Here is a 13,037-nt window from a genome sequence, read left to right as displayed (position 1 = left end):
TATATTGGAAAAGTTATCCTAAGATTATAATAAGACTTATTTCTTATGTTAAAATAAATCCTTCTCAAAGGCGCTTAAACCGAATAAAGCATAATCGTATTTTACAGGGTCTAAAGGGTCTAATATTCTCAGTATATTATCTAATTCAAGAACAGCGGCGGCATCATTTTGTTTTCTTTTTAAAAGACCTAATTCACGGGCAATTTTACCTGAATGAACATCAAGAGGACAGGAAAGCTGCTGTGGACTAATTTTTTTCCAAATTCCAAAATCTACTCCGGCATTTGCAGGCCTGACCATCCAGCGCAAAAACATGTTGATACGTTTTGCCGCAGATTTTTTTAATGGGTCGCTTATGTGTTTTTCTGTTCGTGATAAATGCTCAATTTTAAAAAACGCTTTTTTAAACTCGTGTATCGCCGGTTGTAGGGAAGTGGTAGTAGCGTTTGTTACAAACAGAGATTCCAGACCATCGTATTCTTTGTAAATATGCTGAAGACCTTTTATGAATGTTATAAAATCAGCACCGTTAAATGTGCGGTGCACAAAATTATTTAGTCGTTTTAAGTCATCATTAGAATGGTTTATTACAAAATCGTAAGGAGCATAATCCAGCAATTGCATCATTAAGTTTCCGTTTTTAATAATGCTTTTTCTGTTACCCCAGGCAATTGTTGCCGCCAGAAAACCTGCAATCTCAATATCTGCTTTTTCCGAAAACTGATGTGGGATTTGTATAGGATCGGTTCCTATAAATTTTGGGCTTTCATATAGTTCAACTTTTTCATCAAGAAATTCGCGTAGGTCATTTAACTTTTTAGATAATCCTGCCATCTACCATAGTTAGTTTACGGTCTGCCATCTCTGCCAGATCGGTATTATGTGTAACAATAACAAAAGTTTGATTGAATTCGTCTCTCAATTTAAAGAATAGATTATGAAGATTTTCTGCAGACTCACTATCCAGATTACCAGAAGGTTCATCTGCTAATATTAATGCAGGATCGTTAATTAATGATCTGGCAACAGCTACACGCTGTTGCTCACCGCCAGAGAGTTGGTTAGGTTTGTGCTCAAATCTATGCGATAATCCTAAAAAAGTAAGAATTTCTTTAGCTCTGCGCTCGCTTTCTGCCTTGTCTTTTTTAGCGATGTAAGCAGGTATACAGACATTCTCTAATGCGGTAAACTCGGGAAGAAGTTGATGAAACTGAAAAATAAAACCGATGTTCTTATTACGGAATTTGCTTAGATCGCGCTCACTAAGAGAAGTAATATCGATACCATTAATATTGAGCACCGTTCCACCTTTTTTATCTACCCTGTCTAAAGTTCCCAGAATTTGTAAAAGGGTTGTTTTTCCTGCTCCGCTAGCTCCAACGATCGATACAACCTCACCTTTTTCTATATTGAGATCTACACCTTTTAAAACTTGTAAATCTCCATATGATTTTACGATATGTTCAGCTTTGATCATTAAAGGTATCTTGTTTAGAAATAATGAGGTGCAAAGATATAACTGTAATTATATATACGCAGAGGTTATTAAAGAAAGATAACCTGGTAGGGGATTGATAAATTTTTAATGTAAGCAAACCGCACTTTTTTCGTCATAATAAAAGTCCTCTGTTTAAGCCAACAGGCTAATTAAAAGTTAAATAAGAATTATTGAAATGAGGGCTCCCTATATTTGTTAAGTTATGATAAAGAATTATGAAACTGCAACATTTGCAGCAGGCTGTTTTTGGTGTACAGAGGCGGTTTTTCAACGTTTTTCAGGCGTTTTTAATGTAAAGAGTGGATATACAGGCGGATTTATAAAAAATCCGCCATATAGAGAAGTTTGTACGGGAAGAACAGGTCATGCTGAAGGAATTCAGTTTGAATTTGATCCTGAGATTATTTCCTACAGAGAGCTTTTAGAAGTGTTTTTCACGACACATGATCCTACCACTTTAAATCGTCAGGGAAACGATAAAGGAACACAGTATAGAAGTGCTATCTTTTATGCTAATGAAAAGCAGAAAGAAGAGGCGACGAATTATATTGATTTTCTAAATAATGAAAGGGTATTTGCAGACCCTATTGTAACTGAGCTAAAGTCTCTAACTACTTTTTATCCTGCCGAAGTTGAGCATGACGATTATTATAACAGGAATAAAGAGCAGATGTATTGCCAGTACATTATAAACCCTAAAGTTGAAAAAATTAAAAAGCACTACGTAGAAAAGCTTAAAGTAGAATACATTAAATAAATTATATGTCGCCGTACAAACAGTTTGAAGAATACAATATTGATATTAAAGATGAAGTAAAAGATCGTTATAAATCTATTATAAATGATCTTGGCGAAGATGTGATGCGTGAAGGTATTATAAAAACTCCCGAGCGTGCAGCCAAAGCTATGATGTTTCTAACACAGGGTTATCATATGGATGCGGCAGAGATTTTAAGAAGCGCCATGTTTAAAGAAGACTATAATGAGATGGTCATTGTAAAAGATATTGAAGTTTATTCTTTGTGTGAGCATCATATGCTTCCTTTTTTTGGTAAAGCACATATTGCTTACATTCCAGACGGTCAAATAGTGGGTCTTAGCAAGCTCCCAAGAGTTGTTGATGTTTTTGCACGCAGACTGCAGGTGCAGGAAAGGCTTACTCACAATATATTAGAATGTCTTAATGACACCTTAAAACCCCAAGGAGTTGCAGTAGTTATAGAAGCATCACATATGTGTATGATGATGCGTGGAGTGCAGAAACAAAATTCTAAAACTACGACATCTGGTTTTAGAGGTCAGTTTGAAAAAATTGAAACCAGAAATGAGTTTTTAAAATTAATAAGCTCAGACTTATCATAATATGGCATTTTTATTGTTATAAAGATTATAAATCCCTTCAACGATGAAACAAGATAAATTTAAGCTATTGCGAAAAGGAATATTCTACGATGTAGTAGGTATGGTTTCTTTAGCAATTCCAGTTATAGGTCCCTTCTTAGATTTGGTTTGGGCTCCCATTGCTGCTAAGCAGATGACTAAAATGTATGCTGGAGAAAAAGGAAAAATCGCCTCAATATTGGTATTTATTGAAGAAATTTTACCATTTACTGATATAATACCTTCTTTTACATTAATGTGGATCTATACTTTTGTATTGCATTCACCGGAAAACGAAGATCACAGATTGCGTCCTGAACGCATAAGAAGTTAAAAAAGCGCCATAAGGCGCTTTTTTATAGCTTATATTCTTCTAAAATAGAAAGCAACCATTCTTCTGCTTCTTCAAGAGTTGAAAAAACTTCAAACTGTTTATTATAGAAATGCTTTTCAAAAGAAGTGTTTAGCTTACTAAGAGGTTTTTGAGTAACCACAGCAATTGCCATATTGTTATATGCTGGTGATTCCTGCAGGTAGACAACCGGATTTATACTATATGAATTTATTCTATGCGATAGGTAAACATAGGGTTTACCCTTATATATTGTTTCACAGTAGTCAAAGATTTCTTTTTTTTCGTCAGTGTCAAATAATATTCCTTCTTTCATTTCAGCGATTACAATATTTCCTTTAAAGTTAATTTTGCCAAAGCTGAAAACTTTTTCTTCTATCATCAATAACCGGGGGATTAGGGATAAAAAATGAAGCCGTCTTTTTGAGACGGCTTCGATTTATTCAATTAAATTTTTATTAGGACTGGGTAGAGTTTTCAGTCTTTTGAATTGTTATACTTAACTCTTCGTGACCTTCTTCAATATCCATAAAGATACTATCACCTTCAGCTATTTTTGCGGTAATAATTTCTTCGGCAAGAGCATCCTCAATATATTTTTGAATTGCTCTTTTTAAAGGTCTCGCACCATATTCTTTATCAAAACCTTTTTCGCTTATAAAATCTTTAGCCTTATCGCTAAGTTTAAGATCATAGCCTAGATCTTTAATGCGATTGAATAGCTTATGAAGTTCAATATCAATAATCTTATGAATCTCTTTGCGATCAAGTGCATTGAATACCACTACATCGTCAACTCTGTTTAAGAACTCAGGTGCAAATGCTTTTTTCAATGCATTCTGTATAACACTTTTTGTATTCTCGTCAGCCTGGTTTTTACGTGCAGAGGTACCAAAACCTACACCCTGACCAAAGTCTTTAATTTTACGAGCCCCAATGTTTGAGGTCATTATAATAACAGTGTTTCTAAAATCGATCTTGCGACCTAAAGAATCTGTTAAATAACCATCATCAAGAACCTGTAATAACATATTAAAGACATCGGGATGCGCTTTCTCGATCTCATCAAGAAGTATGACTGAATAAGGTTTTCTGCGTACTTTCTCTGTTAATTGACCACCTTCTTCGTAGCCTACATATCCTGGAGGCGCTCCAATTAATCGAGAAACTGCAAATTTCTCCATGTATTCACTCATATCAATTCGTACCAGCGAATCTTCATTGTCAAACAATTCTGTAGCAAGAACTTTAGCTAATTGTGTTTTACCCACACCTGTTTGACCTAAAAATATAAATGACCCAATAGGTTTTTGCGGATCTTTAAGACCAGCTCTGTTTCTTTGTATTGCTTTGGCAACTTTAGCTACTGCTTCATCCTGACCTATTACTTTAGATTTAATAGAACTAGGTAATTCTGCTAGCTTATTGCTTTCAGTTTTTGCAATTCTGTTTACAGGAATACCAGACATCATAGACACAACATCTGCAACATTATCTTCTGTAACAATTTCTTTATGAAGTTTAGATTCTTCTTCCCAGCGTTGTTGAGCAAGAGAGAGTTCTTTCTCTATATTTTTCTCATCATCGCGTAGTTTAGCAGCCTCTTCATATTTCTGTTTTTTAACTACAGAATTTTTGCGCTCGCGCACTTCTTCTAATTGACGCTCCAGATCAAGTATCATTTTAGGCACATCAATATTGATAATATGTACACGTGATCCTGCTTCATCTAAAGCATCTATAGCTTTATCTGGTAAGAATCTGTCTGTCATATATCTGTTTGTAAGCTGTACACAGGCTTTTATAGCTTCAGGAGTGTAAGTTACATTGTGGTGATCTTCATACTTATCTTTAATATTTTCAAGTATTTCTATAGTTTCTTCTACAGAGGTAGGTTCTACTATAACTTTTTGAAAACGTCTTTCAAGAGCTCCATCTTTTTCTATGTATTGTCTGTACTCATCTAGTGTTGTGGCACCAATACATTGTATTTCGCCTCGAGCTAAAGCAGGCTTAAACATGTTACTCGCGTCTAAAGATCCTGTAGCCCCTCCAGCACCTACGATTGTGTGAATCTCATCAATGAAAAGGATAATGTCATCATTCTTTTCAAGCTCATTCATCACTGCTTTCATGCGCTCTTCAAACTGACCGCGGTATTTAGTTCCTGCAACCAGACTTGCTAAATCGAGAGTTACTACGCGCTTATCAAAAAGTATACGTGATACTTTTCTTTTAATGATGCGCAATGCAAGACCTTCTGCAATAGCAGATTTACCTACACCCGGCTCACCAATAAGCAGTGGGTTATTCTTTTTACGTCTACTCAATATTTGAGAAACACGCTCAATTTCTTTTTCTCTACCTACAACCGGGTCAAGTTTGTCTTCTTCAGCCATAGCTGTAAGATCACGACCAAAATTATCCAGAACAGGAGTTTTAGATTTTTTATTGGTTTTATTACCCGGCGTATTAAAAGGATTCTCCTTTGAGGATTCTGCACTAGCATCATCGTCGCTAAAAGATTCATCTTTTATAGGCTCTATATAATCATCATCACTTGTCATCATAAGCTTAAATTGATCTTTTACATTATCATAATCTACTTTTAACTTATTGAGTAACTTGGTCGTAGGATCGTTTTCGTTACGCAATACGCAAAGTAAAAGATGTGCTGTGTTAATAGATGAACTCTGGAAGAGTTTAGCTTCCAGGAACGTTGTTTTTAAAGCACGCTCAGCCTGTCTTGTAAGATGGAGATTTTTTTTCTCGTTGCTTCCTAATGAAGAACCGGGATTTGCAGGGCTTAGAATTTCTACTTTTCTTCTTAAATGATTTAGATCAACATCTAATGCGTGAAGTATATCTATTGCTTTGCCGCTACCATCTCTTAGTAAACCTAACATTAAATGTTCAGTTCCTATAAAATCATGCCCTAATCTAAGGGCTTCCTCTTTACTGTAGGCTATTACGTCCTTTACTCTTGGTGAAAAATTATCATCCATAAATTTTCTCAATCTTTTCTAAGGGTTCTTGCAAAGTAATTGTCAAAAACCATTCCGTTACCATAAGTCGTAAGTAAATTGACAAAATTACTTTCATAGTTGCAAATCAAGATAAGGATACTTATTAAAAATAAGCTGTTAATTATTGTTAATAAAAATCGGTCTTTATACGAGCAAAATCGGCATCTAACACACCAAAAATACGTATCTTGCCCGATAGTGTTTTAATCAAAAAAATTAAAGATTTTATATATGGCTGAAGGAGAGAAGTTAATTCCTATCAACATTGAAGATGAGATGAAATCAGCCTACATTGATTATTCAATGTCGGTCATCGTGTCACGTGCATTGCCTGATGTGCGTGATGGTCTTAAACCAGTACACAGGCGTGTTTTGTTTGGGATGCATGAGTTGGGAGTTCGTTCTAATACCGCTCATAAAAAATCAGCGAGAATAGTAGGAGAAGTATTAGGTAAGTATCACCCGCACGGTGATACATCTGTTTATGATACTATGGTGCGTATGGCTCAGGAATGGAGCTTACGTTATATGCTTGTTGACGGCCAGGGTAACTTTGGTTCTGTGGATGGAGACAGTCCTGCAGCAATGCGATATACAGAGGCAAGAATGCGCAAGATATCTGAAGAGATGCTTGCAGATATAGAAAAAGATACTGTAGACCATCAATTAAATTTTGATGATACATTAAAAGAGCCTACCGTTTTACCTACTCGTATACCGGGTCTATTAGTAAATGGTGCTTCAGGTATAGCGGTTGGTATGGCTACAAATATGCCACCTCATAACCTTTCTGAAGTTATAGATGGTATTTCAGCTTATATAGAAGACCACGATATAGATATTGACGGACTGATGCAGTATATCACCGCGCCAGATTTTCCTACCGGCGGTACAATATATGGTTATGACGGGGTTCGTGAAGCTTTTAAAACCGGTAGAGGTCGTATCGTTATGCGTGGTAAAGCGCGTATAGAGGAGGTGAAAGGTAGAGAATGCATCATTGTGCATGAAATACCATACCAAGTGAATAAGGCTGATATGATCAAGAAAACAGCCGATCTTGTTAATGATAAAAAAATTGATGGTATAGCATCTATACGTGATGAATCAGACCGTAACGGGATGCGTATAGTTTATGTATTAAAGAAAGATGCTATTCCTAATATTGTTCTTAATACACTTTATAAGTATACGGCACTGCAGTCTTCTTTTAGTGTGAATAACATTGCCCTTGTAAAAGGCCGTCCTCAAATGCTTAACCTTAAAGATATGATTCACCATTTTGTGGAGCATAGACATGAGGTAGTTGTAAGAAGGACAGAGTTTGAATTAAAGAAAGCAGAAGACAGAGCTCATATATTAGAAGGTTTAATCATTGCTTCAGATAATATTGATGAAGTGATTGCCCTAATTCGCGCAAGTAGTAATGCAGATGAAGCGCGCGCTAAATTAATAGAACGCTTTGAGCTTACAGAAATACAGGCTCGCGCGATTGTAGAAATGCGACTAAGACAGCTTACCGGTCTTGAGCAGGATAAATTAAGAGCAGAATATGATGAGCTTCTTAAAACTATTGAAGATTTAAAAGACATTCTTGCCAAAAAAGAACGTCGTATGGAAATCATCAAAGAAGAGCTTCTTGAAGTAAAAGCTAAATATGGCGATGAGCGCCGTACAGATATTGAGTATGCAGGAGGAGATGTTTCTATAACAGATCTTATTCCTGATGAAAAAGTAGTTCTTACAATTTCACATGCGGGTTATATAAAACGTACTTCTCTTGATGAATATAAAACTCAGAATAGAGGAGGAGTTGGGCAGAAAGCATCTACAACGAGAAATGAGGATTTCCTTGAGCATTTGTTTGTTGGTACAAATCACCAATATATGATGTTCTTTACCCAAAAAGGGAAATGTTTCTGGATGCGTGTTTATGAGATCCCAGAGGGTAGTAAAACTTCAAAAGGAAGAGCAATACAAAATTTAATTAGTATTGAGCAAGATGATAAAGTGCAGGCATTTATTTGTACTAATGATCTTAAAGATGAAGAATACATCAATAGTCATTATGTCATAATGGCAACTAAAAAAGGTCAGGTTAAGAAAACTTCTCTTGAGCAATATTCTCGTCCACGTACAAATGGTATCAATGCGATAACCGTGCGTGAAGGTGATGAATTACTTTCTGCAAAACTTACAAATGGTGAGAGCCAGGTTGTGCTGGCAGTGAAGTCTGGTAAGGCAATTCGCTTTGAAGAAAGTAAAACAAGACCCATGGGTCGTGGTGCTTCTGGTGTACGTGGCATAACTCTTGCAGATGATAATGACGAAGTGATAGGAATGGTTGCAGTAAATGATACTGAGTCTAATATTCTTGTTGTTTCTGAAAACGGTTATGGTAAACGTAGTCTGGTAGAAGATTACAGAATCACTAACCGTGGCGGTAAAGGGGTTAAAACAATTTCAGTTACCGAAAAAACCGGCGGACTTGTTGCAATTAATAATGTAACAGATGATGATGATCTAATGATCATAAATAAATCTGGAATTGCAATTAGAATGGGAGTCGCAGATTTAAGAGTAATGGGTCGTGCTACACAAGGTGTAAGACTTATCAATCTTAAAAACGGAGATTCTATAGCCGCTGTAGCGAAAGTAAAACATGATGAGGATGCTCTGGATGAGCTCGATGAAATTGAAGGAACTGAAGGTGAAAGTACTCAAGCTAAATCAAACCAGGAAAAAAACTCTTCTGATGAAGAAGAATAATTAAGTTGAATATAAATTTTAGAAATACTATGAAAACCAAATTTTTATTAATCCTAGCCCTTTCTTTGTCGGCTTTTACATTTGCGCAGAAGAAAGAGTTAAGAACTGTAGAAAAATCGATCAAATCAGGTAGCTTCGATGAAGCTAAAACTCAACTAACTGCTCTTGAAGGAATGATGGGAGCGATGGATGAGGAACAAAAAGAGCAATTTTACTTTTTAAAAGGTCAGGCATATCTAGGTGCTGAAGGCAACAAAGATGGTGCTAGTTTAAAAACTGCTCTCGAGTCATTTAATGAAGTAGCGTCACATAATGATGGTGATGATTATGGCGAGGAAGCTAATCAATTAAAATCTCAGGCAGTCAATGGTCTTATTTCTAGCGCTGTTGATGATCAAAATGCAGAGAAATATGGTGAGGCTGCAACTAAGCTTTATGATCTTTATAAAATGAGTCCTAAAGATACTGTTTACTTATATTATGCAGCATCTAATGCTGTAAATGGGCAGGACTATGATACGGCTCTTAATTATTATGAAGAGCTAAAAGACATGGGTTACCGTGGTGTAGAAACTCAATATACTGCAACTAACAAAGAAAGCGGGGAGGTTGAGAATTTTGGATCTGAATCTCAAAGAGATTTGATGGTAAAAACAGGAGATTATATTAAACCTGAGACCAAAAAAACCGAACCAAAAAGTGCAGAAATCGCTAAAAACATTGCATTAATCTACATTAGTCAGGAGAAAAATGATGAAGCCCTTGCTGCAATGGCAGATGCTCGTTCAGAAAATCCTGATGATGATTCTCTTTTAAGATCTGAAGCTGATATCTATCTTAAAATGGGTATGAATGATAAGTATGAGGAGGCAATGCAACAAATTATTGCTAAAGATCCTAACAATCCTGAATTGTACTTTAATCTTGGTGTAGGGGCTGCTCAAAGTGGAAACACCGAAAAGGCTAAAGAATACTACACAAAAGCTCTTGAGCTAGATCCTGATTTCGCTTCAGCAAACTTAAATATGGCCGCTGCGATGCTTGATAAGGATAAAGAATATATAGATGAGATGAACGGTTTAGGTAATACTAACGCAGATAACAAGCGTTATGATGCTCTTAAAGAACAAAGAATGGAATTATATCGTAGCTCTATTCCTTACTTAGAAAAGGCTGTACAATCTAATCCTAAAAATATTGAGGCAATTCGTACGTTGTACAATATCAATATACAATTAGGAGACCAGGCTAAATCAGATGAATATAAAGCTAAACTTGATGCTTTAGAATCTGAAAACTAATATCAGGTAATTAACCTGTTGTTAGGAAATAGAATACTTAAATCCCGTAAAATTGAATTTTACGGGATTTTTTTTGCGCTAATTTTAATGCTTATTAAAGGAACAGATATTTCTTTTATGCATTAAATTAAGTACAAAAACAGGATGATTAATCTCGATAGTACTTTAGGTGTTCTATTTAAAGGATATCCCAATTTCTTAAACCAGTTTAGAGATCATAACATAGATATTTTAGAAACACGTCTACTTTTACGAAAAACTGTAGTAATGCGAGGAGAGGCAGCAGCAGCTGTTTTTTATGATCAGTCTAAATTTAAAAGAAAAGGTGCCACTCCTAAGAGATTTCAGAAAACACTCTTTGGACAAAAAGGAGTACAAGGTCTTGACGGGCAAATGCACCTAGACAGGAAAAGGATGTTTATGCAATGCATGGGGCAGGAATCTATATTGCAATTAGACAACATCTTTAAAAATAATTGGCATATAGCAGTTAAAGATTGGCAAGGAAGGGATAGCATAAAACTTTTTACAGAAGTTGAAACAGTGCTGTGCAAATCGGCTTGTGAATGGGTGGGAGTACCATTGTCACCTGAAGAAGTTGAAGAAAGAACCAGTCAGTTATCAGCGATGATCGATTCATCAGGGGCGGTTGGGTTTAGGCATTATAAAGGGAGGCTTGCACGTAAAAAAGCAGAAAAATGGATTGAAAATTTAATCAAAAACAGGCATAACAGGAAGAGTAATGAGGAGTCTATTTTTAGCTTATTCTCAGAACACCAGAATTCTGCCAACAACAAATTGCCAACATCTGTTGTTGCTGTTGAGATATTAAATCTCTTGCGACCTATTGTTGCAATCTCAAGATATATTACTTTTTCCGCTCTGGCCTTACATAATTATCCGCACTGTGCAAACAAGATCAAAAAAGAGGAGAATTACTTATCAAATTTTGTGCAGGAAGTGAGAAGGTTTTATCCGTTTTTTCCATTTGTTGCTGCTGTTGCGAAAGATGATTTTAAATGGAACAATACAAATTTTACTAAAGGTGAACGGGTATTGCTTGATCTGTACGCCACAGATCATGATGAGAAGATTTGGCAAAGACCGGAAGACTTTAATCCAGATCGTTTTAAAAATTGGGATGGCAGTGCATATAACCTCATACCACAGGGAGGTGGCGATCATTATGTAAATCATAGATGCGCCGGAGAATGGATTACCATCACTTTGATAAAGTCTGCAGTAGGACTTCTTCTGGATATAAATTATACAGTGCCAGAACAGGATCTATCAATTAATATGGCTCGTATTCCGGCGATTCCCAAGAGTAGGTTTATTATAAATGTATCGAAACTAGCTACATAAAAAAGAGGTCCTTTTGAGACCTCTTTTTTTACAGCTTGCTGAAGATTCTATTCTGTTCTGCTGTATTTTTCCATATAGCGTTTCCATAATTCAGTTTGGTGTGTCTCAAGGCTTATTTCTCGTCCCTGCACCATAGCTCTTGTAACATTATTTCCCATCATTTCTAATGCATTCCCCGTACTCACAAAAAGTGTGGCATCTTTGCCCGCTTCAAGTGTTCCTGCGGTTTTATCAATACCTGTAATTTTAGCTGCATTACTGGTAATTAGTTTTAAAGCATCATCAAATGAAAGACCAAAAGCTGTGAGTTCGCCAGCATAAAAAGGAATGTTCCTGGCTTGCCAGAATTCACCACTATTTCCTAAAGCGACAAGAACGCCTGCATCAATAAGAGTTTTTCCCATTTTGTACGAGATATCGTAGTCATCATCGTCTGCTTCCGGTAGACTGTGCACACGGGCAAGAATAACGGGTACTTTCGCAGCAGCGATCTTATCAGCCACTTTATAACCTCTATAAGCACCTACTAGCACTATATTTGGGATATTCATTTTCTCTTTAAATGCCAGAACATCCATGATTTCCTTTTCACCATCTACATGAATGTATAAGTTTTCATTTCCGCTAAGCATTTTTTGCATTGCAGCGTAAGGCAGATTTTTTAGGCTTTCATCACCTGCGTTATAAGCCTTAGACTGCGTGATAAATGCCTCTATATCTGCAACATCATCTTTGTAGTTTTTGTTAGGACTGTAACCGGGATCTTCACCCATCCACCAGCGACCTCTTCTAAAGCTATTTGGCCAATTTAAGTGTATACCGTCTCCTCGTTCTATTACAGCATCTTCCCAGTTCCAGGCGTCTAGTTGAACCATAGATGACGTACCTGAAATTGTTCCGCCTTGTGGAACCGTCTGTGCGATCAATACACCGTTAGGGCGCATACTTTCAACAACTTTAGATTCTGCGTTATAAGCGATTATTGCCTGCACATGCGGATTGTATTCACCTATTTCGTCCTGATCTTCTGTGGCGCGTACGGCTTCTATCTCAACTAACCCCAGTGTAGTGTCTAGTGCGATAAAACCAGGATAAACATGTTGACCGCTAATATCTATCACTTCACCTAAAAGTGCACGTTTAGTAGTGGTAGCATCAAGAACATCTGTAATCTTACCGTCTTTAATGAAGATTAGGCTGTTCTCTATTACTTCGCCATTTCCAATATGGGCAGTTCCTCCTGTTAATGTTATTTCCCCCGTCTGCTTTATTGCAGGAGTTTGCTGTGCCCATGAGGTCACTGTAAACAATAGGAGAAGGATATAAATTCTTTTTAATTCTTTCAT

11 protein-coding genes are annotated in these 13,037 nt (G+C 36.4%); 6 read left to right on the top strand and 5 right to left on the bottom strand.

The window, feature by feature from the left end; all coding sequences use genetic code 11:
• Positions 1 to 48 precede the first annotated feature (48 nt).
• On the bottom strand, positions 49 to 834 hold the full coding sequence (locus tag ACH3PA_RS16715; protein WP_416442218.1) for a TIGR02757 family protein: 786 nt from the start codon (positions 832 to 834) through the stop codon (positions 49 to 51).
• Complete coding sequence (locus tag ACH3PA_RS16710) at positions 818 to 1,477, bottom strand: ABC transporter ATP-binding protein (RefSeq protein ID WP_416448291.1); 660 nt, start codon at positions 1,475 to 1,477, stop codon at positions 818 to 820. Before ACH3PA_RS16710 ends, ACH3PA_RS16715 begins: the two co-directional genes overlap by 17 nt.
• Positions 1,478 to 1,700: 223 nt before the next feature.
• On the opposite strand from ACH3PA_RS16710, the gene msrA reads away from it, so the two are divergent.
• Genes msrA through ACH3PA_RS16695 form a run of 3 tightly spaced genes read left to right on the top strand, consistent with a single transcriptional unit; the run spans position 1,701 to position 3,212 of the window.
• Positions 1,701 to 2,255: a peptide-methionine (S)-S-oxide reductase MsrA gene (msrA, locus tag ACH3PA_RS16705; RefSeq protein ID WP_416448290.1), complete on the top strand. Its 555-nt coding sequence runs from the start codon at positions 1,701 to 1,703 to the stop codon at positions 2,253 to 2,255.
• A gap of 5 nt (positions 2,256 to 2,260) precedes the next feature.
• Positions 2,261 to 2,860, top strand: a complete 600-nt coding sequence (gene folE / locus ACH3PA_RS16700) for a GTP cyclohydrolase I FolE (RefSeq protein WP_416442215.1) — start codon at positions 2,261 to 2,263, stop codon at positions 2,858 to 2,860.
• 43 nt (positions 2,861 to 2,903) lie between these two features.
• Positions 2,904 to 3,212: a hypothetical protein gene (locus ACH3PA_RS16695; protein WP_416442214.1), complete on the top strand. Its 309-nt coding sequence runs from the start codon at positions 2,904 to 2,906 to the stop codon at positions 3,210 to 3,212.
• A gap of 22 nt (positions 3,213 to 3,234) precedes the next feature.
• On the opposite strand, the gene ACH3PA_RS16690 is transcribed toward ACH3PA_RS16695, so the two are convergent.
• Both ACH3PA_RS16690 and ACH3PA_RS16685 read right to left on the bottom strand, forming a co-directional pair.
• Complete coding sequence (locus tag ACH3PA_RS16690) at positions 3,235 to 3,612, bottom strand: hypothetical protein (protein WP_416442213.1); 378 nt, start codon at positions 3,610 to 3,612, stop codon at positions 3,235 to 3,237.
• 76 nt (positions 3,613 to 3,688) lie between these two features.
• Positions 3,689 to 6,235 carry an ATP-dependent Clp protease ATP-binding subunit gene (locus ACH3PA_RS16685; protein ID WP_416442212.1) on the bottom strand — a complete coding sequence of 849 codons (2,547 nt, stop codon included), beginning with the start codon at positions 6,233 to 6,235 and terminating at the stop codon, positions 3,689 to 3,691.
• 252 nt (positions 6,236 to 6,487) lie between these two features.
• Between ACH3PA_RS16685 and gyrA the strand changes: the two genes are divergently transcribed.
• The 3 genes from gyrA (at position 6,488) to ACH3PA_RS16670 (ending at position 11,691) form a co-directional block, all read left to right on the top strand.
• On the top strand, positions 6,488 to 9,025 hold the full coding sequence (gyrA, locus tag ACH3PA_RS16680; protein WP_416442211.1) for a DNA gyrase subunit A: 2,538 nt from the start codon (positions 6,488 to 6,490) through the stop codon (positions 9,023 to 9,025).
• Positions 9,026 to 9,054: 29 nt separating this feature from the next.
• Complete coding sequence (locus ACH3PA_RS16675) at positions 9,055 to 10,326, top strand: tetratricopeptide repeat protein (protein WP_416442210.1); 1,272 nt, start codon at positions 9,055 to 9,057, stop codon at positions 10,324 to 10,326.
• A gap of 144 nt (positions 10,327 to 10,470) precedes the next feature.
• A complete protein-coding gene (locus ACH3PA_RS16670; protein ID WP_416448289.1) occupies positions 10,471 to 11,691 on the top strand; it encodes a cytochrome P450 in 1,221 nt (406 codons plus the stop codon).
• 47 nt (positions 11,692 to 11,738) lie between these two features.
• Here the strand turns inward: ACH3PA_RS16670 and ACH3PA_RS16665 are convergent, their stop codons facing one another.
• Positions 11,739 to 13,037 (bottom strand): amidohydrolase family protein, encoded by a 1,299-nt coding sequence (locus tag ACH3PA_RS16665; protein ID WP_416448288.1) that lies wholly within the window; start codon positions 13,035 to 13,037, stop codon positions 11,739 to 11,741.

Origin of the sequence: Leeuwenhoekiella sp. A2, assembly GCF_047946655.1 — a bacterium.
Lineage (GTDB): Bacteria > Bacteroidota > Bacteroidia > Flavobacteriales > Flavobacteriaceae > Leeuwenhoekiella.
The sequence above is the reverse complement of the archived record's forward strand: the minus strand, read 5'-3'. Positions and strand labels throughout refer to the sequence as shown.

Bases quoted from the DNA above. Each gene is read 5' to 3' on its own strand.
- ACH3PA_RS16715 (WP_416442218.1), bottom strand. From the start codon at position 834: ATGGCAGGATTATCTAAAAAGTTAAATGACCTACGCGAATTTCTTGAT.
- ACH3PA_RS16710 (WP_416448291.1), bottom strand. From the start codon at position 1,477: ATGATCAAAGCTGAACATATCGTAAAATCATATGGAGATTTACAAGTT.
- msrA (WP_416448290.1), top strand. From the start codon at position 1,701: ATGATAAAGAATTATGAAACTGCAACATTTGCAGCAGGCTGTTTTTGG.
- folE (WP_416442215.1), top strand. From the start codon at position 2,261: ATGTCGCCGTACAAACAGTTTGAAGAATACAATATTGATATTAAAGAT.
- ACH3PA_RS16695 (WP_416442214.1), top strand. From the start codon at position 2,904: ATGAAACAAGATAAATTTAAGCTATTGCGAAAAGGAATATTCTACGAT.
- ACH3PA_RS16690 (WP_416442213.1), bottom strand. From the start codon at position 3,612: ATGATAGAAGAAAAAGTTTTCAGCTTTGGCAAAATTAACTTTAAAGGA.
- ACH3PA_RS16685 (WP_416442212.1), bottom strand. From the start codon at position 6,235: ATGGATGATAATTTTTCACCAAGAGTAAAGGACGTAATAGCCTACAGT.
- gyrA (WP_416442211.1), top strand. From the start codon at position 6,488: ATGGCTGAAGGAGAGAAGTTAATTCCTATCAACATTGAAGATGAGATG.
- ACH3PA_RS16675 (WP_416442210.1), top strand. From the start codon at position 9,055: ATGAAAACCAAATTTTTATTAATCCTAGCCCTTTCTTTGTCGGCTTTT.
- ACH3PA_RS16670 (WP_416448289.1), top strand. From the start codon at position 10,471: ATGATTAATCTCGATAGTACTTTAGGTGTTCTATTTAAAGGATATCCC.
- ACH3PA_RS16665 (WP_416448288.1), bottom strand. From the start codon at position 13,037: ATGAAAGAATTAAAAAGAATTTATATCCTTCTCCTATTGTTTACAGTG.